The organism is Citreimonas salinaria (assembly GCF_900107235.1).
Taxonomy (GTDB): Bacteria; Pseudomonadota; Alphaproteobacteria; order Rhodobacterales; family Rhodobacteraceae; genus Citreimonas; species Citreimonas salinaria.
On record NZ_FNPF01000016.1, the window covers coordinates 53,841 to 73,080 of the forward strand.

At 69.7% G+C, this 19,240-nt stretch carries 19 protein-coding genes; 11 read left to right on the forward strand and 8 right to left on the reverse strand.

What is annotated here, in order from left to right:
* Positions 1-5 precede the first annotated feature (5 nt).
* From tsaB to BLW27_RS16475, 9 genes are all read left to right on the forward strand, one after another.
* A complete protein-coding gene (tsaB, locus tag BLW27_RS16435; protein WP_089884927.1) occupies positions 6-707 on the forward strand; it encodes a tRNA (adenosine(37)-N6)-threonylcarbamoyltransferase complex dimerization subunit type 1 TsaB in 702 nt (233 codons plus the stop codon).
* Positions 697-1,110, forward strand: a complete 414-nt coding sequence (locus BLW27_RS16440; protein WP_089884929.1) for a GNAT family N-acetyltransferase — start codon at positions 697-699, stop codon at positions 1,108-1,110. The genes tsaB and BLW27_RS16440 overlap by 11 nt, the downstream gene beginning before the upstream one ends.
* A gap of 138 nt (positions 1,111-1,248) precedes the next feature.
* Positions 1,249-2,253, forward strand: a complete 1,005-nt coding sequence (locus BLW27_RS16445; protein ID WP_089884931.1) for a BMP family lipoprotein — start codon at positions 1,249-1,251, stop codon at positions 2,251-2,253.
* 112 nt (positions 2,254-2,365) lie between these two features.
* Positions 2,366-3,967, forward strand: coding sequence for an ABC transporter ATP-binding protein (locus BLW27_RS16450; RefSeq protein WP_089884933.1), 1,602 nt, complete (start codon positions 2,366-2,368; stop codon positions 3,965-3,967).
* A gap of 249 nt (positions 3,968-4,216) precedes the next feature.
* The gene (locus BLW27_RS16455) at positions 4,217-5,338 is read left to right on the forward strand and encodes an ABC transporter permease (protein ID WP_089884935.1); all 1,122 of its coding nucleotides are present in this window, start codon (positions 4,217-4,219) and stop codon (positions 5,336-5,338) included.
* Positions 5,339-5,342: 4 nt separating this feature from the next.
* Positions 5,343-6,308: an ABC transporter permease gene (locus BLW27_RS16460; RefSeq protein ID WP_089884937.1), complete on the forward strand. Its 966-nt coding sequence runs from the start codon at positions 5,343-5,345 to the stop codon at positions 6,306-6,308.
* Between the two features lie 45 nt (positions 6,309-6,353).
* Positions 6,354-7,265, forward strand: a complete 912-nt coding sequence (locus BLW27_RS16465) for a sulfite exporter TauE/SafE family protein (protein ID WP_089884938.1) — start codon at positions 6,354-6,356, stop codon at positions 7,263-7,265.
* Positions 7,265-8,029 (forward strand): TIGR02186 family protein, encoded by a 765-nt coding sequence (locus tag BLW27_RS16470; protein ID WP_089884940.1) that lies wholly within the window; start codon positions 7,265-7,267, stop codon positions 8,027-8,029. Before BLW27_RS16465 ends, BLW27_RS16470 begins: the two co-directional genes overlap by 1 nt.
* A complete protein-coding gene (locus BLW27_RS16475) occupies positions 8,026-8,463 on the forward strand; it encodes an acyl-CoA thioesterase (protein ID WP_089884943.1) in 438 nt (145 codons plus the stop codon). Before BLW27_RS16470 ends, BLW27_RS16475 begins: the two co-directional genes overlap by 4 nt.
* Before the next feature lie 287 nt (positions 8,464-8,750).
* Here the strand turns inward: BLW27_RS16475 and uvrC are convergent, their stop codons facing one another.
* The 6 genes from uvrC to BLW27_RS16500 all read right to left on the reverse strand — a co-directional run bounded on the left by uvrC (position 8,751) and on the right by BLW27_RS16500 (position 16,045).
* The gene (gene uvrC, locus BLW27_RS16480; protein ID WP_089884945.1) at positions 8,751-10,649 is read right to left on the reverse strand and encodes an excinuclease ABC subunit UvrC; all 1,899 of its coding nucleotides are present in this window, start codon (positions 10,647-10,649) and stop codon (positions 8,751-8,753) included.
* A gap of 282 nt (positions 10,650-10,931) precedes the next feature.
* Entirely contained in the window at positions 10,932-11,720 is a 789-nt protein-coding gene (locus BLW27_RS16485) for an SDR family oxidoreductase (RefSeq protein ID WP_089884947.1), read from the reverse strand.
* 14 nt (positions 11,721-11,734) lie between these two features.
* Positions 11,735-12,676: a calcium/sodium antiporter gene (locus BLW27_RS16490; protein WP_089884949.1), complete on the reverse strand. Its 942-nt coding sequence runs from the start codon at positions 12,674-12,676 to the stop codon at positions 11,735-11,737.
* A gap of 7 nt (positions 12,677-12,683) precedes the next feature.
* A complete protein-coding gene (locus BLW27_RS21285; protein WP_177177954.1) occupies positions 12,684-12,845 on the reverse strand; it encodes a hypothetical protein in 162 nt (53 codons plus the stop codon).
* Positions 12,846-13,643 (reverse strand): S49 family peptidase, encoded by a 798-nt coding sequence (locus BLW27_RS16495; RefSeq protein ID WP_089884951.1) that lies wholly within the window; start codon positions 13,641-13,643, stop codon positions 12,846-12,848.
* Positions 13,644-13,822: 179 nt separating this feature from the next.
* Complete coding sequence (locus BLW27_RS16500; protein WP_089884953.1) at positions 13,823-16,045, reverse strand: primosomal protein N'; 2,223 nt, start codon at positions 16,043-16,045, stop codon at positions 13,823-13,825.
* A 54-nt stretch (positions 16,046-16,099) separates the two neighbouring features.
* Here BLW27_RS16500 and fsa point away from each other — a divergent pair, with 54 nt between their 5' ends.
* A complete protein-coding gene (fsa, locus tag BLW27_RS16505) occupies positions 16,100-16,753 on the forward strand; it encodes a fructose-6-phosphate aldolase (RefSeq protein ID WP_089884955.1) in 654 nt (217 codons plus the stop codon).
* 139 nt (positions 16,754-16,892) lie between these two features.
* On the opposite strand, the gene BLW27_RS16510 is transcribed toward fsa, so the two are convergent.
* Complete coding sequence (locus BLW27_RS16510; protein WP_089884957.1) at positions 16,893-17,735, reverse strand: DUF6206 family protein; 843 nt, start codon at positions 17,733-17,735, stop codon at positions 16,893-16,895.
* A gap of 38 nt (positions 17,736-17,773) precedes the next feature.
* The gene (parA, locus tag BLW27_RS16515; RefSeq protein ID WP_089884959.1) at positions 17,774-18,415 is read right to left on the reverse strand and encodes a ParA family partition ATPase; all 642 of its coding nucleotides are present in this window, start codon (positions 18,413-18,415) and stop codon (positions 17,774-17,776) included.
* Positions 18,416-18,537: 122 nt separating this feature from the next.
* Here parA and BLW27_RS16520 point away from each other — a divergent pair, with 122 nt between their 5' ends.
* Positions 18,538-19,209 (forward strand): hypothetical protein, encoded by a 672-nt coding sequence (locus tag BLW27_RS16520; RefSeq protein ID WP_089884961.1) that lies wholly within the window; start codon positions 18,538-18,540, stop codon positions 19,207-19,209.
* Positions 19,210-19,240: the final 31 nt, after the last annotated feature.

Genomic DNA, 19,240 nt, shown 5'->3' on the forward strand with positions numbered 1-19,240 from the left:
GGGGCATGACCTCAGATCCGCTGATCCTTGGCTTCGACACGTCGGCGGCGCATTGCGCCGCCGCGTTGCTTCGGGGCGACACGCTTCTTGCAAGGACGCACGAATCGATGGCGCGCGGCCAGGCCGAGCGTCTGATGCCGATGCTGCAGGACCTGCTGGACGCGCAGGGCGTGGCCTGGGCCGATCTGGCCGCGCTGGCGGTGGGCACCGGCCCCGGCAACTTCACCGGCATCCGCATCGCCGTCTCGGCCGCGCGCGGGCTGGCGCTGGGGCTGGGTATTCCCGCGATCGGCGTCTCGGGGTTCGAGGCGCTGGCGGGACCGGACGGGCCTGCGGGCGGTGACGCGATCGTCAGCCTGCCCAGCACCCGGCGCGGCAGCGACGTCGTCCTCATGGCCTTCCGCGACGGCCGGCCCGCCGGCGCGCCCGTGGAACTGGCACTGGATGCCCCCCCGCCCGACACCCTGCCCCGCCACCTGCCCGTGATCGGCGCCGAGGCCACCGCGCTGACGGAACGCTTTGGCGGCGCCGAAGCCCAGCCCCGCGACCTCGACGCGAGGGGCGGCATCGCCGAGGCGCTGAGCCGCGTGGCGCTGCACCGCCTGCGCGCCGGGGAATCCTTCGACCGGCCCGCGCCGCTCTACATCCGGCCCGCGGACGCGGCGCCCGCGCGCGACGCGCCCCCGCGCATCCTCGATGACGCCTGACGCGCTGGCCGCAATGTCGGCGCGCGCCTACCGCCACATGCGCCCGTGGTCCGCGCGGGATTTCCGCGACGCGTTGGCAGCGCCCGGCGCACTGCTGACCACGGCGCCCGGTGCCTTCGTGCTGGGCCGCGCGATCGCGGACGAGGCCGAGATCCTTGCGCTGGCCGCGGACCCCGCGACGCAGCGCACCGGTCAGGCCAGCGCCGCCCTGGCCGCCTTCGAGACCGCGGCGCGCGCCCGTGGCGCCACGCGCCTGTTCCTCGAGGTCGCTGCCCGGAACGCGCCCGCCCGTGCCTTCTACGCCGCGCGCGGCTTCGCCGAGGCCGGGCGCCGCCGCGCCTATTACCGGCTGCCGGACGGCATGACCGACGATGCGCTGATCCTGACCAGGGACCTGGCCTGAGGCAGGCAGCCCGGCACCGCGGCCCGAACGCTGCGTCCGCCGAAAAAGCGGTTGACCACCCCTTGCACCCAAGGCCTAAATTGGCGCCACCTCACGAGGCGGGCCAACCCCGCCCGGTCCACCCCAGGGAGCTACCAAATGTCCTTCGTTCGCAAGACCCTCGGCTCGGTCGCCGCACTGGCGCTGAGCGCCGGCGCCGCACTGGCCGACCCCGCGCTGATCTACGATCTGGGCGGCAAGTTCGACAAGTCGTTCAACGAGGCCGCCTTCAACGGCGCCCAGCGCTGGGCCGAGGAAACCGGCGGCGAGTTCCGCGACATCGAGATCCAGTCCGAGGCCCAGCGCGAGCAGGCCCTGCGCCGCTTCGCCGAGAACGGCTTCAACCCGGTCGTGACCACCGGCTTCAGCTATTCGACGATCATCGCCAACGTCGCCCCCGATTATCCCGACACCAAGTTCGTCACCATCGACGGCTACGTCGACCCTGAGGCGCACCCCAACGTCCTGTCGATCCTGTTCTCCGAGCACGAAGGCAGCTTCCTCGTCGGCATGCTGGCGGCGATGGCCTCCGAATCCGGCACGGTGGGCTTCGTCGGCGGCATGGACATCCCGCTGATCCGCAAGTTCGCCTGCGGCTACGCCCAGGGCGTCAAGGCCGTGAACGCGGACGCGACGATCATCTCGAACATGACCGGCACCACACCCGCCGCCTGGAACGACCCGGTCAAGGGCTCGGAACTGGCCAAGGCGCAGATCAGCCAGGGCGCCGACGTGATCTTCGCCGCCGCCGGCGGCACCGGCCTGGGCGTTCTGCAGACCGCCGCGGACGAGGGCATCCTGTCCATCGGCGTGGACAGCAACCAGAACTACCTGCACCCCGGCTCGGTCCTGACCTCGATGCTCAAGCGCGTCGACGTCGCCGTCTACGAGGCGATGAGCGCGGGCGAGGAACTGGAAACCGGCGTCCAGGTGTTGGGCCTGGCCGAGGAAGGCGTGGGTTACGCGCTGGACGAGAACAACGCCGAACTGATCGGCGACGAGATGCAGGCCGCCGTCAACGAGGCGCAGGCCAAGATCATCGACGGCGAGATCACGGTGCACGACTACACCAGCGACGACAGCTGCCCGGCGCTGACGTTCTGATCGCGCGACGCGATGGCCCGCCACGCGGCGGGCCCGATGCAGGGGCCGCGGCGACGCGGCCCCTGCACCATTGCACGACCACCAGCACGACCTGCCGAAAAGGCCGACAGCAATGACCGACACCCCCGCGATCGAGCTCAAGGGCATCTCGAAGGCCTTCGGGCCCGTGCAGGCCAACAAGGACATCTCGATCCGCGTCATGCCGGGCACGATCCACGGCATCATCGGCGAGAACGGCGCCGGCAAGTCGACGCTGATGTCGATCCTCTACGGTTTCTACAAGGCCGACGCGGGCGAGATCTTCATCGGCGGCAGGAAGACCGAGATCCCCGACAGCCAGGCCGCGATCCGCGCCGGCATCGGCATGGTGTTCCAGCACTTCAAGCTGGTGCAGAACTTCACCGTGCTGGAAAACGTCATCCTCGGCGCCGAGGAGGGCGGCCTGCTCAGACCCTCGCTGTCGAAGGCCCGCGGCGTGCTGAAGAAGCTGGCCGACGATTACGAGCTGCGCGTCGACCCCAACGCCCTGATCGAGGACCTCAGCGTCGGCCACCAGCAGCGCGTGGAAATCCTCAAGGCGCTCTACCGCGAGGCCGACATCCTCATCCTGGACGAGCCCACCGGCGTGCTCACCCCGGCCGAGGCCGACCACCTGTTCCGCATCCTGCGCGGCCTGCGGGACGAGGGGAAGACCATCGTCCTGATCACCCACAAGCTGCGCGAGATCATGGAGATCACCGACACGGTCAGCGTCATGCGCCGGGGCGAGATGGTCGCCACCGTCGAGACCGCCCGAAGCAATCCGTCCGAGCTGGCCGAGCTGATGGTCGGCCGCAAGGTGCTGCTGCGCGTCGACAAGGCGCCGGCGCAGCCCGGCCGCCCGATCCTCGAGATCGAGAATCTCAGCCACACCGATGCCAGCGGCGTGCAGCGTCTGCGCGACGTCTCGCTGACCGTCCGCGCCGGCGAAATCGTCGGCATCGCCGGCGTATCGGGCAACGGCCAGTCCGAGCTGCTCGAGGTGCTGGGCGGCATGGCCACGGCCACCGGCAGCGTGCGGCTGAACGGCCACGAGATCCCGCTGACCGGGCGCAAGGCCGACGGCAAGACACGCCGCGCGCAGGGCATCGCCCACGTGCCCGAGGACCGCCAGCACGAAGGGCTGATCATGCGATTCCACGCATGGGAGAACATCGCCTTCGGCTATCACCACGACGACCGCTACGGGCGCGGCACACTGATGGACAACGTCGCCCTGCGCCGCGATGCCGAGGACAAGATGAAGCGCTACGACGTGCGCCCGCCCGACCCCTGGCTCGAGGCGCGGAACTTCTCGGGCGGGAACCAGCAGAAGATCGTCCTTGCCCGCGAGATCGAGCGCGACCCCGAGGTGCTGCTGGTCGGCCAGCCCACCCGCGGCGTCGACATCGGCGCGATCGAGTTCATCCACCAGGAAATCGTGCGCCTGCGCGACAAGGGCAAGGCGATCCTGCTCGTCTCGGTCGAGCTGGACGAGATCCTGGGCCTCGCGGACCGCATCGCGGTGATGTTCGACGGCCGCATCATGGGCGAACGCCTGCCGTCCGAGACCGACCAGCGCGAGCTTGGCCTGCTGATGGCCGGCGTGACCGAGGCGCCCGCCGGGTCCGGTCTCGACGCGGTCGAAGAGTCGCTGCGCGACAAGGAAAGGCGCGAGGCTGCCCGCCATGACTGACGATCCGCAACCGGTGGGAGGGCGCGGCGGCCTTGCCTCCGCGTTCCGCCGCGCCGGACCCGCCCTTCCACCAAGCGCGCAGGCGGACGGCTTCATGCAGGTCGGCGGCTTCTTTCTGGCACGAATACTCCCGCCGGAGGCCGCCGCAGGCTGCACGCGCACCGCGCACGCGGCACGCGCGCACGCCACCCAGACAACAGCCGATGCCCGCGTCCCGGGCACGACGGCCCGAACCACCGGACCCTGCCCATGAACCGAATGCCTGCCTGGGCCGACGCGGTGCTCGTGCCGCTGATCTCGATCCTGCTGGCCGCGATCCTGTCGGCGCTGGTGATCCTCGCCATCGGCGAGAACCCGGTCGCCGCGTTCTCGCTGATGGTCGAGGGCGCGCTGATGCGCTCGACCGGCTGGGGCTACACGCTCTATTACGCCACGAACTTCACCTTCACCGGCCTGGCCGTGGCGGTCGCCTTCCACGCGCGCATGTTCAACATCGGCGGCGAGGGGCAGGCCATGATCGGCGGCCTCGGCGTGGCGCTGGTGGCGCTCTACATCCCTTGGCCGCACTGGACGCTGGCGCTGGCCGGCGCAACGCTCGCGGGCGGGCTGTTTGGCGCGGCCTGGGCCTTCATCCCGGCCTGGCTTCAGGCGACGCGCGGCAGCCACATCGTGATCACCACGATCATGTTCAACTTCATCGCCGCGGCGCTGCTGAACTACGTGCTGGTCAACCTGATGCGCCCCGTGGGCGCGATGGAGCCGGCCTCCGCAACCTTCCCGCCCGCGACCCACCTGCCCACCTTCCAGGACATGTTCGCCTTCGGCGGCACGCTGTTCCGCGGCTCGCCCGCGAACGTGACCTTCTTCCTCGCGGTGCTGGCCTGCATCGCCGTCTGGCTGCTGATCTGGCGCACGCGGCTGGGCTACGAGATCCGCGCCTTCGGCCATTCCGACACCGCCGCGCGCTACGCCGGCATCTCGACCGTGCGGATCACCGTGCTGGCGATGCTGATCTCGGGCGCGCTGGCGGGCCTCATGGGCCTCAATACCACCATGGGCGAGGCCGAGCGCCTGGTGCTGAACGCGACCGAGGGCGCGGGCTTCATCGGCATCGCCGTGGCGCTGATGGGCCGCTCGCATCCCGTGGGCGTGTTCCTGGCGGCGCTGCTCTTCGGCTTCCTCTACCAGGGCGGCGCCGAGCTTGCCCTCTGGACCGACATCCCGCGCGAGCTGATCACCGTGATCCAGGCGCTGGTGATCCTGTTCACCGGCGCGCTCGACAACATGGTCCGCATGCCGCTCGAGGCGATGTTCGGCGCGTTGCGCGCCCGCCGCGGCCCGAAACCCAAGCCCACCAGCCCGAGGGACTAGACCAATGGATCTCGCGACTATCCTGCAGGTGCTCGATTCGACCGTCCGGCTGGCGATCCCACTGCTGCTGGCCTGTCTGGCGGGTTTGTTTTCCGAACGCTCGGGCATCATCGACATCGGCCTCGAGGGCAAGATGCTCATCGCCGCCTTCTTCTCGGCCGCGGTGGCCTTCGCCACCGGCTCGGTCTGGCTCGGCATGCTGGCGGGGATCGCGGCGTCGATGGTGCTGTCGGCGATCCACGGCCTCGCGTCGATCACCTTCCGCGGCAACCAGCTGATCTCGGGCGTGGCGCTGAACTTTCTCGCCTCGGGCCTCACGGTGATGATCGCCCAGGTCTGGTTCTCCGAAGGCGGCCGCACGCCGTCGCTGATGACCGGCGGGCGCTTTTCCGACATCGCCCTGCCCTTCGCCGAAACCCTCCGCCCCATCCCCGTCCTCGGCCCGATCTACGCCGAGCTCATCTCGGGGCACTCGATCCTGGTCTACGTGGGCTTTCTGATGGTGCCGCTGACATGGTGGGTGCTGCAGCGCACCCGCTTCGGCCTGCGCCTGCGCGCCGTGGGCGAGGCCCCCGAGGCTGTCGACACCGCCGGCGTCTCGGTCGCCGGCCTGCGCTTCGCCGCGCTGGCCATCGCGGGCCTTCTGTGCGGCCTTGCCGGCGCCTACCTCGCCACCGGCCTGCAGGCCGGCTTCGTGCGCGAGATGACCGCCGGGCGCGGCTACATCGCGCTCGCCGCGCTGATCTTCGCCAAGTGGCGGCCGTGGTACGCGCTGGGGGCGTGCCTTCTGTTCGGCTTCCTGCAGGCCATCGCGCTGCGCTACCAGAACATCGACCTCGGCGCCTTTACCGTGCCGGTGCAGGTGATGGACGCGCTGCCCTACATCCTGACGGTGGTGATCCTTGCGGGCTTCGTCGGCAAGGCCATCCCGCCCCGCGCCGGCGGCCAGCCTTACGTGAAGGAGCGCTGACGCCGCCCCGTTGCCAAGCCTGCACCGCGCGCGCTAACAATCCCCATGATGATCTACCTCCCCATCGCCGAGGTCTCGGTCAACGCGTTCCTGCTGCTGGGACTGGGCGGGCTGGTGGGCATCCTGTCGGGCATGTTCGGCGTCGGCGGAGGATTCCTGATCACGCCGCTGCTGTTCTTCATCGGCATCCCCCCGGCGGTCGCGGTGGCCACCTCGGCCAACCAGATCGTCGCGGCGTCCTTCTCGGCGGTGCTGGCGCATTTCCGGCGCCGCACGGTCGATCTGCGCATGGGCTTCGTGCTGCTGGCCGGCGGCCTTGTCGGATCAGGCCTCGGGATCGTCGTGTTCAACATCCTGCGCGAGATGGGCCAGGTCGACCTGCTGGTGCGGCTCTGCTACGTCGTCTTCCTCGGGATCATCGGCGCGCTGATGTTCGTCGAATCCCTGCGCGCCCTGCGCAAGACCCGCGGCGGCAAGATCGCCCCGCGCAAGAAGCACACCTGGATCCACGGCCTGCCGCTCAAGATGCGGTTCCGCACGTCCGGCCTCTACATCTCGGTCATCCCCCCGGTCCTGGTGGGCGTCGCCGTGGGCATGCTGGCCGCGATCATGGGCGTGGGCGGCGGCTTCATCATGGTGCCGGCGATGATCTACCTGCTGGGGATGCCCACCAAGGTGGTGATCGGCACCTCGCTGTTCCAGATCATCTTCGTCGCCGCCTTCACCACGCTGCTGCACGCGGTCACGAACCAGACGGTCGACGTGGTGCTGGCGGTGCTGCTGCTGGTGGGCGGCGTGCTGGGCGCGCAGTTCGGCGCGGTCTTCGGCGCGCGCATGCGGGCCGAGCAGCTGCGCATCCTGCTGGCGACGCTGGTGCTGCTGGTCTGCGGCAAGCTCGCGCTCGACCTGCTGCTGCGCCCCGAGGAACTCTACACCCTCAGCACGGGGGCTGTGTGATGCGCCTCTGGCTCGCCCTACTGCTGCTGCTCGCCGCCGGGCCCGCCCGCACCGCCGAAGAGGTCGTGCTCGGCCTCAGCCAGGACCAGGTGTCGATCTCCACCAGCTTCTCCGGCTCGGAAATCCTGATCTTCGGCGCCGTCAAGCGCGAAACCGCGATTCCCGAAGGCCCGCCGCTCGAGGTGGTCGTGACCGTCCAGGGGCCCGACCGCCCCGTGACCGTGCGCCGCAAGGAACGCCGCGCCGGCATCTGGGTCAACGTCGACGCGGTCGAGGTCGATTCCGCCCCCAGCTTCTACGCCGTCGCCACGTCCGGCCCGTGGGAGGAGGTCATCAGCCACACCGAGGACCTGCGCCACGCGGTCTCGATCCCGCGCGCGATCCGCTCGGTGGGCGCGCCCTCTGGCGTGCTGGAGCCACAGGCCTTCACCGACGCGGTGATCCGGATCCGGCGGGCGAACGGCCTCTACATCCACAAGGAAGGCGCCGTCGACCTTCGCGAACAGACCCTGTTCGACACCGCGATCGCCCTGCCCGCGAACCTGACCGAGGGGCTTTACACGACGCGCGTCTTCCTGACCCGCGACCGGGCCGTGGTGGCGCGGTTCGACACGACGATCCCCGTGCGCAAGGTCGGGCTGGAGCGCTGGCTGTTCACCCTGTCGCACCAGCAGCCGCTGCTCTACGGGCTGATGTCGCTGGCCATCGCCATCGCCGCCGGCTGGGCCGCCTCGGCCGCCTTCCGCCTGATGCGCCCGCAATGACCCGCCAGCCCCCGGCCGGCCGCGACGCCTACACCGCCTTCCGCGCGATGCCCACGCGCTGGAACGACAACGACGAGTACGGGCACATGAACAACGCGACCTATCTCGAGATATTCGACACCGCGGTCAGCCTGTGGCAGATGGAAAACGGCCTCGTCCTGCGGGGCCCCGGGGCCACCCGAATGCTGGTGGTGGAATCCGGCATCCGCTACCATGCCGAGGCCGGGTTTCCCGACACGCTGCATGCCGGCCTGCGCGTCGGCCACCTGGGCAAAAGTTCGGTCCGGTTCGAGATCGGCCTCTTCCGCAACGACGACCGAACCGCCTGCACCGAGGGCTTCTTCACCGAGGTCCACACCAGCCCCGCCGGCCGCCCCGCGCCGCTGCCGGACGCGCTGCGCCGCACCTTCCAGACCCTCGTCCTTCCCGCGTGATCCGCGCCGCCCGACCGGGCGCGATCGGCACGGCCGCGCGCGGCCCGGGGTGAATGGCGCCGCAGGCGCCAGAGGGGCGCAGCCCCTCGCCCCGAGGCCCGCGCCCAAGCGCGGGCCGAGAGCCATGCGCGCGCCGCAGGCGCGCCCCGCCCGCCAACCGGCAACACGCCCGCCGGCACCTTGCGCGATGCCCCCTCCGCACCCCGAGCGTTAACGGATCCTGAATCCGTCTCTGCAAGCCCTTGATTTCCTTACGGCGCATTCCTGTCCCACCGTGGGACACCGGATCACCCCTTCTCGTGGAAGAAGGCGTAGATCCGTTCCGCCAGCGCCTCGCTGACCCCGTCCACGGCCCGCAGGTCCGCCAGGTTCGCCCGGCTCACCGCCTTGGCCGAGCCGAAATGCGCCAGCAGCGCCCGCTTGCGCGACGCCCCCACCCCGGGCACCTCGTCCAGCGGGTTGGCCATCTGCGCCTTGGCCCGCTTGGCCCTGTGGGTCCCGATCGCGAAGCGGTGCGCCTCGTCCCGCAGCCGCTGGACGAAGTACAGCACCGGGTCGTTCCTCCGCAGCGCGAAGGGCCGCTGCCCGGGGCGGTGGAACTCCTCCTTGCCGTGGTCGCGGTCCACGCCCTTGGCCACGCCCACGAACGGCACGTCCTCGACCCCGTGCTCGGCCATGATCTCGGCCACGGCGCTGACCTGTCCCGCGCCGCCGTCGATCAGCATGAGGTCGGGCCACAGCCCCTTGTCGCGGTCCGGGTCGTCCTTCAGCAGGCGTTTCAGCCGCCGGCCCAGCACCTCCTTCATCATCCCGAAATCGTCACCCGGCACCAGCTCCTCGCCGCGGATGTTGAATTTCCGGTACTGGTTCTTCATGTACCCGTCCGGCCCCGCGACGATCATCGCGCCCACCGCGTTCGTCCCCTGGATGTGGGAGTTGTCGTAGACCTCGACCCGCGCCGGCGGCGCCTCCAGCCCGAACGCCTCGGCCAGCCCGCGCAGCAGCTTCCCCTGCGCGGCACTCTCGGCCATCTTCCGGCCCAGACTTTCGCGGGCGTTGCGCAGCGCGCCGTCCACCAGTTCAGCCTTCTCGCCGCGCCGGGGCACGGCGATCTCGACCTTGCGGCCCAGCTTCTCGCTCAGCGCGGCCGCCATCAGGTCGCGGTTCTCCAGTTCGTGGCTCAGCAGGATGCGGCGCGCGGGGTCCTTCTGGTCGTAGAACTGGCCCAGGAACGCCTCGAGCACCTCGGCATGATCCACGTCCTCGCCCACCCGGGGATAGAAGTCCTGGTTGCCCCAGTTCTGGTTCGCCCGGATGAAGAAGACCTGCACGCAGGCCTGCCCGTGTTCGAGATGCAGCGCGATCACGTCGGCCTCGGACACGCCCTGCGGGTTGATGCCCTGCGCCGATTGCACGTTCGTCAGCGCGCGGATCCGGTCGCGCAGGGCTGCGGCGCGCTCGAACTCCATTGCCTCGGACGCCTCCTCCATCTGCGCGGCCAGCTGTTCCTGGATGCGGGTCGACTTGCCCGACAGGAAGCGTTCCGCGTCGCGCACGCTCTGCGCGTACTCGGCCTCGGAGATCTTGCCGACGCAGGGCGCGCTGCACCGCTTGATCTGGTGCAGAAGGCAGGGCCGCGTGCGCCCTTCGAACATCGAATCCGTGCAGTTGCGCAGCAGGAACGCCTTCTGCAGCTGGTTGAGCGTGCGGTTCACCGCACCCGCGCTGGCGAAGGGGCCGAAATAGCTGCCCTCGTCGCGCTTCGAGCCGCGGTGCTTGCGGATCTGGGGATAGGCGTGCTTCGAGATCAGGATGTTCGGAAACGACTTGTCGTCGCGCAGCAGCACGTTGAACTTCGGCTTGAGCTGCTTGATCAGGTTCTGCTCGAGCAGCAGCGCCTCGGTCTCGGTCCGCGTGGTCAGGAACATCATCGACGCGGTTTCCGAGATCATCCGCGCGATGCGCCGCGAATGACCCGCGGGCCGGGCATAGTTGGACACCCGCGCCCGCAGGTTGCGCGCCTTGCCGACATAGAGAACCCGGCTTTGCGCATCCAGCATCCGGTAGACGCCGGGCGAATTGTCGAGCGTCCGCAGGTAGTCCTGGATGACCGCGTGGCCCGTCGGGACGGGCTGCGCCGGTGCCCCCTGCCCGCCTTCGGTGGTCTGCGTTTCGTTCTCTGCCATGTCAGGCCCGATTCCCGTTCTCCGCCGCCGGACGCCGCCGGTTTGCAAGCGTTAAGGCATCCACGCAATCTGTGGACAAGTCTGTAGGCAAATTCGGGTGTTTCTCGAATTTGCCTTGTTCCACATGCCTTTCACCGGGTTGCCCAAAAATTAAGCATTGCCATAAAGCCCTGTAAAAGCGTCAATTTCTCGCTCCCCCGCCGCAAACCTTTGAAAGCATTAAGCGATTTGTAACGCTTTCGCGACGGCTCGACCAAGGGTGCAAAAGTGTCGCAGCGCGGGTCACTCGATGCCAAGAACGTCCGGCGTCTGCCAGGCAAGGTGCTGCCCGCCATCGATGCACAGGAGCTGCCCGGTGACCGCCGGCGCGTCGAGGAAATAACCCAGCGCGGCGGTGATGTCGTCCGGGTTCGCGCCCCGTCCCAACACCGTCGCGGCGCGCTGCGCGGCGAAATGGCGGTCGGACTGGCGTGCGCCCTGCAGCGTCGGGCCCGGGCCGATCGCGTTGACCCGCACCCGCGGGGCCAGCGCCTGTGCGGCCGTTTGCGTCAGCGTCCACAGCCCCGCCTTGGCCAGCGTATAGGTCATGAACTCGGGCGTCAGCTTGCGCACGCGCTGGTCGATCATGTTGACCACCAGCCCCCGCGCCAGCGGCTCTCCGGCGTCATCCCGCGCGGGCTCGGGCATCTGCGCGGCCAGCGCCTGAATCAGCACGAAGGGCGCGCGCAGGTTACTTTCCATGTGCCGGTCCCAGCTTTCGCGGGTGGCGCTGTCGATCCTGTCGTATTCGAAGATCGAGGCGTTGTTGACCAGCACCGAGACAGGCCCGCCCAGCGCCTCGGCGGCACGCGGCAGCAGGCGGTGCATCGCGTCCTCGTCCAGCAGGTCGGCCTGCAGCGTCACCGCCCGTCGGCCCATGGCCTCGATCTCGGCGCGGGTGTCCTCGGCGGCGTCGGCCGAGCCTGCGTAATGCACGGCCACGTCGTGGCCCCGTCGCGCCAGGTACAGCGCCATCTCGCGGCCCAGCCGCTTGCCCGCGCCGGTCACCAGCGCGCGTGGAGTGTCTGGCATCGTCGTCGTCCCTCTCAGGCGGTCAGCACGATGGCCACATAGCCCACGTAGAGCGCCGACAAGGCCACGCCCCAGACCCGGCCGATGTCGCGGCGCAGGTAGACGAACGGGATCAGCAGCAGCGACGCGCCCAGCATCACCCACAGGTCGAAGCGCAGGAACGCCGGATCGACCGGGATCGGCGCCACCAGCGCGGCGATGCCGATGATGCCCAGCAGGTTGAACATGTTCGACCCGATCACGTTGCCAAGCGCCACGTCCGCCTGCCGGCGGATCGCGGCCATGACGGTCGTCGCCAGTTCCGGCATCGACGTGCCCACCGCCACCAGCGTCAGCCCGATCACCGACTCGGACAGGCCGAACATGCGGGCGATCTCGGTGGCGCTGTCGATCAGCAGGTCCGCGCCGATCGGCAGGCCGATAAGGCCCACGATCAGGTAGACGATGATCTTCCACCACGGCATGTCCGGGTCCGCACCCTCCACCTGCTCGGGCTTCGGCGACGACTTGCGGTGCGCGCGCGCGTCGCGAAACGCCACGAACAGCATGACGGCCAGCCCGGCCAGAAGGCCGAGCCCCGCGATCCAGTCGAACACGCCGCGGAACGCCAGCGCGATGAACAGCACCGACGCGGCCAGCATCTGCACATAGCTGGTGCGGGTATCGTGCTCGGACGTGTGCATGACCGCGATCAGCGCCGGGATGCCCAGCACCAGCAGCACGTTGGCGGTGTTCGATCCCACCACGTTGCCCAGCGCGATCCCCGGCACTCCCGCCAGCGCGGCCTGGACCGAGATCAGAAGTTCGGGGGCCGAAGTGCCGAAGGCGACGATGGTCAGGCTAACGATCAGCGCGGGCACGCCCAGCCGCAGGCTCACGTTCACGGCCCCCTTCACAAGCGCGTCGCCGGCAAGCAGAAGGATGATCAGCCCGAGGGCCGCGTAGACGAAAACCATGAAAAGCCTATCCTTTGGTGCAGGGACACTGGCCCTTGCCGATGCGGAACCGGCCGCACCGGGTGCAGCGCGCGTCGCGCAGGCGCTTGGCGCCCGGCATGCGCAGCCGGCCGAACATGGCCAGCACGGCCATGAAGACAAGGAACAGGGCGACGATCTTGACGAGCATCTAAAGCCCGAACCGCGCGAACTGGGCGCGTTCCTCTATGTCGCCGATCACGCCGCCTGCCAGCGCCATGCCGAGGCGCGGCAGCAGCGGCCGTCTCTGTTCGTAACGGCGCAGGCGCACCTTGTCGCCGAAGCGCGCCTTCATCTGCGGCGCCAGGTGGCCCACCGCGTCGGCCAGACCCTTCTCGACCGCGGCGCGGCCGACCCAGATCTCGCCGGTGAACAGGTCGGGATCGTCGGCCAGCTTCGGCCCGCGGCGGGCGCGCACGTGGTCGATGAAATTGCCGTGGATCTGCTTGAGCAGGCGCTTGAGCCGGGCGACATCCTCTTCCTTCTCGGGGCGAAACGGGTCCATCATGCTCTTGGACTTGCCGGCGGTGTGCACCCTCCGCTCGATCCCGTGGCGGTCGAGGAAGCCATGCGCGCCGAAGCCCGCCGAAATGACGCCGATCGACCCCACGACCGAGCTGTCGTCGACCCAGATCTCGTCAGCCGCCGCCGCCAGCCAGTACCCGCCCGAGGCCGCCACATCCTCGACGAAGGCGAAGACGGGCACCTTGTGCTCGTCCGCCAGCCGCCGGATGCGCGCACCGATCAGCGCCGATTGCACCGGCGATCCGCCGGGCGAGTTGATCTCGAGCGCGACCGCCGCGGGCTTGCCGCGCTTGAACGCCTTTTCCAGCAGCGACGCCGTCGACCGGTCGGACATGGTGGTTCGGCCGGCCATGCCGATCGCGCCCTGCAGCCGCACCACGGCGACCAAGGGGCGCTTTCTGTTGAAGAGGTTCCATCCTGCCATGGTCAGCGATGTAGAGGGGTGCGCGGGATGAAACAAGCCGCGCGGCGCAAAGAAGCAAGCCGCGCCGCCGGGTCATGTGTCTCATTGCGCCTCGAAAATCTTCGGGAAGGAATTTGCGAGGGCAAGCGATCCTGCCGACGACTGTGTCGCGGAAGGGCGGGGTGTCCATTCCCGCCCCGTCAGAAGAAGCTTTGCGGGTCGATGTCGATGGCCAGCCGAAGGTCGCCCTTCAGCCTGACGGGCGCCACCCATTCTGCCAGCGCCGATTGCAACGCCACGCCTTTTGGCGCCTTGACCAGCAGCCGCACCCGGTGGCGGCCGCGCACCCGCGCGATGGGCGCGGGCGCCGGGCCGAAGACTTGCGCGCCGACCCGCCGCAGGGGCGCGTCGTTGCGCGCCAGCGCCATGCCGAGGTCGAAGACCGGACCCGCCTCCGGCCCCGAAAGGATGATCCCCGCGAGGCGCCCATAGGGCGGCATTCCGGTCGCCCGGCGCTCGGCCGCCTCGGCGCGCCAGAAGGCTTCCTCGTCGCCGCCTAGGATCGCGCGGATCACCGGGTGCTCGGGCTGGAAGGTCTGCAGCAGCGCCAGTCCCGGCCTTTCCGCCCGCCCCGCGCGGCCCGCGACCTGCCGCATCAGTTGAAACGTCCGTTCCGCAGCCCTCAGGTCCGACCCCTGCAGGCCGAGGTCGGCGTCGATCACCCCCACCAGCGTCAGCAGCGGAAAGTTGTGCCCCTTGGCGACCAGCTGCGTGCCGATGATGATGTCGGCCGCGCCCGCGGCTATGGCCTCGATCTGCGCCTTCAACTCGCGCGCCGTACCGAACAGGTCCGAGGACAGCACCGCCACCCGCGCGTCGGGAAACAGCGCCGCGGCCTCCTCGGCCATGCGCTCGACGCCGGGGCCCACGGCGGCCAGCTTGCCCTCGACCTCGCAGGACGGACAGGCGGTGGGGATGGGTCGGCTTTCGCCGCATTGGTGGCAGACCAGGCGCTTGAGAAACCGGTGCTCGACCATGCGCGCGTCGCAGTGCTCGCAGGCGATCTGCTGGCCGCAGGCCCGGCACAGCGTCACCGGCGCATAGCCGCGGCGGTTGAGGAACAGCATCGCCTGCTCGCCCTTGGCCAGCCGGTCCCTGACCGCGCGCGCCAGCGCGGGCGACACCCAGCGGTTCGACGGCAGGTCCTGGTCGCGCATGTCGATGGTGCGCATCTCGGGCAGGATCGCCGGACCGAAGCGCGAGGTCAGGTCCAGCCGCTCGTACTTGCCCGCGTCGGCGTTGGCCCAGGATTCCAGGCTGGGCGTGGCCGAGGCCAGCACCACCCGCGCATCGAGGATCGAGGCCCGCAGCACCGCCATGTCGCGCGCGTTGTAAAGCACCCCGTCCTCCTGCTTGTAGGACGTGTCGTGTTCCTCGTCGACGACCACCAGCCCGAGGTCCTGGAACGGCAGGAACAGCGCCGAGCGCGCCCCGATCATCATCTGCGCGCGCCCCTCGGCCGCCATGCGCCAGACGCGGCGGCGCTCGGTCATCGTGACGCCCGAATGCCACTCGGCCGGTTTCGCGCCGAACCGCGCCTCGACGCGCGTCAAGAATTCCGCCGTCAGCGCGATCTCGGGCAGCAGGACCAGCGCCTGCCGTCCCTGCCGCAGACATTCGGCCACGGCCTCGAGATAGACCTCGGTCTTGCCCGACCCGGTAACGCCCTTCAGCAGCGTGGTGCCGTAGCGCCCCGAGCGCTGGCCCGCCCGCAGGGTTTCCGTCGCGCGGGCCTGGTCGTCGGTCAGCGGCTTGCCGGGCAGGTCGGGGTCGAGCCGGGGGAACGGCGTGTCGCGTGGGCTTTCCTCTTCGAGGATGGCGCCGGTCTTCACCAGCCCCTTGACCACCTGCGGGGTCACACCCGCCGCGTCGGCAAGCTCCTTCAGCGTCAGGGCGAGGCCGCCGATCTCCTCGGCCGCGTCCAGCACGCGGGCGCGGGCATCGGTCATGCGCTCAGGCTCGCCCTCGCCCCGGCGGTAGACCTTGCGCATCGACGGCGGGTCGCCCAGCCCCGGCGCGCGCGTCGCCAGCCGCAGCATCGCCGGCAGCGGCGTCAGCGTGTAGGCTGCAGCCTTCTCGATGAATATCCGCAGTTCGTCCCGCATCGGCGGCGCGTCCAGCACGCGGATGACCGAGCGCACCTTGGACATGTCGTAGTCGCCCTGCCCCGCCCCCCAGACCACGCCCGCCACCTTGCGCGGGCCCAGCGGCACCTCGACAAAGGCGCCGGCCCACGCGCCGCCCTCGGGCGCGCGGTAATCCAGCGGCTTGCCCAGCGGCTGCGTGGTCAGAACGCCAACCAGCGCGCCCTCGTCGTAGAAGGCGGGCGGTTCGGGAATGATGTCCGGGGTTTCGGGTGGCATGAAACCGGGTTAAAGCGCTGGGTGTCAGAGGCCAAGCCATCAACGGAGCCCCCAATGAAATTCTTCGTCGACACCGCCGACATCGACGCCATCCGCGAGTTGCACGCGCTTGGCATGGTGGACGGGGTGACCACCAACCCGTCGCTGATCCTGAAATCGGGCCGCGACATCCACGAGGTGACCAAGGAGATCTGCGACCTGGTCGACGGGCCCGTCTCGGCCGAGGTGATCGCGCTCGATTACGACTCGATGGTCCGCGAAGGCAGCAAGCTGGCCGAGATCGCCGACAACATCGCGATCAAGGTGCCGCTGACCTGGGACGGCCTGAAGGCGTGCAAGCACTTCACCGACCACGGCCAGATGGTGAACGTCACGCTGTGCTTCTCGGCAAACCAGGCGCTGCTGGCGGCCAAGGCGGGGGCGACGTTCATCTCTCCCTTCATCGGCCGGCTGGACGACCTGAACCTGGATGGGATGGAGCTGATCGCCGATATCCGCCAGATCTACGACAATTACGGGTTCGAGACGCAGATCCTCGCCGCGTCGATCCGCAACGCCAACCACATGAGCGACGCCGCCAAGATCGGCGCCGACGTGGCCACCGCGCCGCCGGCGGTGATCCACGCGATGGCGAACCACGTGCTGACCGACAAGGGTCTGGACGCGTTCGTCGCGGACGCGAAGAAGGCCGGCATCAAGATCGTCTGAGCGTGGCGGGGGCGCTGCCCCTTCCGCCTGGCGGATAAAATTCAGGATCGGGGGCGCTGCCCCCGTCCCTTCGGGACTTCTCCGGGATATTTCTGGACCAAAGAAGACGGGAACGGGCAGCTCGCGGGCAGTTCGGCGGTCAGACGTTCGGTTCGCCCTGCAGGCCCAGCAGCTTGCGAAAGCCGGTCCAGTAGCCCGGCAGGCGCGGCGGTTCGCGAAGGCCGGCCAGCGCCTCGTCCGCCCACGGCGCCATCTCTGCGGTGGCGAAACCGCGGCCCCATTCCAGGTAGTCCTGCGCGAATTCCGGCCGCAGCCGACAGGCCGAGCCGACGAGGCCAACCAGCGTTTCGGGCGGCGAGTACCATTCCTCCTGGATGCCCGTGACGCGGGCCTGCATCAGCGGGCCGACCAGGCGCATCAGCCGCTTGTCCGAGAATTGCAGCAGCATCCGGCCCATTTCCTCGCGCGAGTAGTGGATCAGCGGCGGGAACGTGTCGAAGAACACCGCCTCCTCGCCACGGATCGCAAAGTTGCGGATCGACGGGTGGAAGCCGACGCGCTCGTCGCGCCCTGCGGCCCAGTGCCAGAACCGCGCGATCACCAGCCCCGCCGCCTGCATCATCGCCAGCGTCTCGTCGCGCGTGCCGGTCTGCATCAGCGGGCGCATCAGGCTGTCGGCCGGCAGCGCCTGCTGCACGATCACCGGCACGCGGCGGCCGGAGATGTCGAGCAGGTGGAACTCGGTCCCCGGCATCGGCACGTCGGCGGACAGAAGGGCCGCGACGTAATCGTCGTGACACCGCGCCAGCCGGTCCAGCGCCGCGTCGTCGTCCAGCCCGCGATAGACCTTGATCACCTTGTCCGCGAAAGGCCCCTCGGAGGGGCGGAACGGCGCGCAGAAATAGCCCAGCTTCGACACGGTCTGCCCGCGGCTTGCGGCGTCGCGGCGGATGAGGTCGGTCAGCGCGGAAAGGTCGGTCATGGCGGGCTCCCTGGGCGCCTTGATGTGTCGCCGCTTCCCTAGCGCGGCGGCAGCGCCTTGGCCACCTCTGCGGCCAGCGCGGCCACTTCCTCGCGCGCCGGACCCTTGGGCATCTCGCCGACGCCGCGGCCAAGGCCCAGCGCCTCGGCGTAGACGACCCGTGCCGCCAGCGACGACTTGGCCACGGTGGCCTCCAGCTTGCCCGCCGCCTCGGCCACCTGCGCGCCCAGCCGCGTGCCGGGCCGGCCGCGGTTCAGCACCACGAGCGCCGGCTTGCCCTCGCGCGCGGCGAGGTCGAGCACCGACTCGGTCGCCCACAGATCGACATGGCTGACCGCGACCGGCACGATCACCAGGTCCGCCACCCGCAGCGCCGGGCGCAGGTCGCTGTCGGCCTTGGGCGGCGTGTCGATGATGACGATGTCGTGGCTGCCGGCCAGCTTACGGCATTCGTAGCTGACCCCCCAGGCCGAGGACGTGGCGAATTCCAGCCCCTCGCACAGGGCAGGGTCGCTTTCGAGCCGCGTCATGAACCAGCGCCCCAGGCTGCCCTGCGGGTCGAGATCGACCAGCGCCACGCGCTTGCCCTGCGCGCGCAGCGCGGTCGCCAGATTCGCGGCCAGCGTGGTCTTGCCGCTGCCGCCCTTCTGCTGCGCGATGGTGATCACCTGCCCGCTCATCGCGTGCTCCTGTCCCTCTTCGGTCCGACCTTGCACGTGCGGCATGGCGAAATCCAGCCCGCCCCGCCGTTAACCCGCCATTAACCATGAAAGGCACAAGCTTTGCCGCGAAAGGGTCTGCGATGCGCCTGAGGATCTTGCTGACATGGGCGATGCTGGCGGGTTTGTACGCGAGCATCGCGCAGGCCGGGGCCTGGCCGCGCGACAAGGGCAGCCTGTTTGCCGCCGCGACGGTCCGGCTGGCCTGGCCGCAGGACATCGCCACCTGGACCAGCACAGACCCCACGCAGGTCTACCGGACGATCTACGTCGAATACGGGCTGACGTCCGAAGTGACCGTCGGGCTCGACCTGGGGCGGGCGGTGTCGGGCGCCGGCAAGACGGTGGCCTTCGTGCAGTACCCGCTGCGCCAGCGGGACACCGGGCCCGCCATTGCCGCGCAGATGGGGTTCGGCCGGATCGCCGAAACGCAGATCGTCCGGCCCGGCCTGTCGGTCGGCTGGAGCCTGCCGCACGGCTGGTTGTCCTTTGACGGCGTGGCCGAGATCGGGCTGGAGGACGGCGCCATCGACTACAAGCTCGACATCACCTGGGGCCGGAACCTGCGCCGCGACGCCAAGCTGATCGTCCAGCTTCAGACCGGCGACACGCAGACCGACGAGCCATTCGCGCGGCTCGCCCCGTCCTTCGTCATCCCGATCAACAGTCGGCTGCGGCTGGAAAGCGGCGTCGCCTGGGGGGTGGCCGGCGACACGTCTATGGGCGTCACCGCCGGGCTTTGGTCCGAGTTCTGAACCCGCCCCCGCCCAGCTACGCGAAGGCCCC

What these genes read in the sequence shown, in the direction of transcription:
- tsaB (WP_089884927.1), top strand. Translation starts at nt 6, where the DNA reads ATGACCTCAGATCCGCTGATCCTTGGCTTCGACACGTCGGCGGCGCAT.
- BLW27_RS16440 (WP_089884929.1), top strand. Translation starts at nt 697, where the DNA reads ATGACGCCTGACGCGCTGGCCGCAATGTCGGCGCGCGCCTACCGCCAC.
- BLW27_RS16445 (WP_089884931.1), top strand. Translation starts at nt 1,249, where the DNA reads ATGTCCTTCGTTCGCAAGACCCTCGGCTCGGTCGCCGCACTGGCGCTG.
- BLW27_RS16450 (WP_089884933.1), top strand. Translation starts at nt 2,366, where the DNA reads ATGACCGACACCCCCGCGATCGAGCTCAAGGGCATCTCGAAGGCCTTC.
- BLW27_RS16455 (WP_089884935.1), top strand. Translation starts at nt 4,217, where the DNA reads ATGAACCGAATGCCTGCCTGGGCCGACGCGGTGCTCGTGCCGCTGATC.
- BLW27_RS16460 (WP_089884937.1), top strand. Translation starts at nt 5,343, where the DNA reads ATGGATCTCGCGACTATCCTGCAGGTGCTCGATTCGACCGTCCGGCTG.
- BLW27_RS16465 (WP_089884938.1), top strand. Translation starts at nt 6,354, where the DNA reads ATGATGATCTACCTCCCCATCGCCGAGGTCTCGGTCAACGCGTTCCTG.
- BLW27_RS16470 (WP_089884940.1), top strand. Translation starts at nt 7,265, where the DNA reads ATGCGCCTCTGGCTCGCCCTACTGCTGCTGCTCGCCGCCGGGCCCGCC.
- BLW27_RS16475 (WP_089884943.1), top strand. Translation starts at nt 8,026, where the DNA reads ATGACCCGCCAGCCCCCGGCCGGCCGCGACGCCTACACCGCCTTCCGC.
- uvrC (WP_089884945.1), bottom strand. Translation starts at nt 10,649, where the DNA reads ATGGCAGAGAACGAAACGCAGACCACCGAAGGCGGGCAGGGGGCACCG.
- BLW27_RS16485 (WP_089884947.1), bottom strand. Translation starts at nt 11,720, where the DNA reads ATGCCAGACACTCCACGCGCGCTGGTGACCGGCGCGGGCAAGCGGCTG.
- BLW27_RS16490 (WP_089884949.1), bottom strand. Translation starts at nt 12,676, where the DNA reads ATGGTTTTCGTCTACGCGGCCCTCGGGCTGATCATCCTTCTGCTTGCC.
- BLW27_RS21285 (WP_177177954.1), bottom strand. Translation starts at nt 12,845, where the DNA reads ATGCTCGTCAAGATCGTCGCCCTGTTCCTTGTCTTCATGGCCGTGCTG.
- BLW27_RS16495 (WP_089884951.1), bottom strand. Translation starts at nt 13,643, where the DNA reads ATGGCAGGATGGAACCTCTTCAACAGAAAGCGCCCCTTGGTCGCCGTG.
- BLW27_RS16500 (WP_089884953.1), bottom strand. Translation starts at nt 16,045, where the DNA reads ATGCCACCCGAAACCCCGGACATCATTCCCGAACCGCCCGCCTTCTAC.
- fsa (WP_089884955.1), top strand. Translation starts at nt 16,100, where the DNA reads ATGAAATTCTTCGTCGACACCGCCGACATCGACGCCATCCGCGAGTTG.
- BLW27_RS16510 (WP_089884957.1), bottom strand. Translation starts at nt 17,735, where the DNA reads ATGACCGACCTTTCCGCGCTGACCGACCTCATCCGCCGCGACGCCGCA.
- parA (WP_089884959.1), bottom strand. Translation starts at nt 18,415, where the DNA reads ATGAGCGGGCAGGTGATCACCATCGCGCAGCAGAAGGGCGGCAGCGGC.
- BLW27_RS16520 (WP_089884961.1), top strand. Translation starts at nt 18,538, where the DNA reads ATGCGCCTGAGGATCTTGCTGACATGGGCGATGCTGGCGGGTTTGTAC.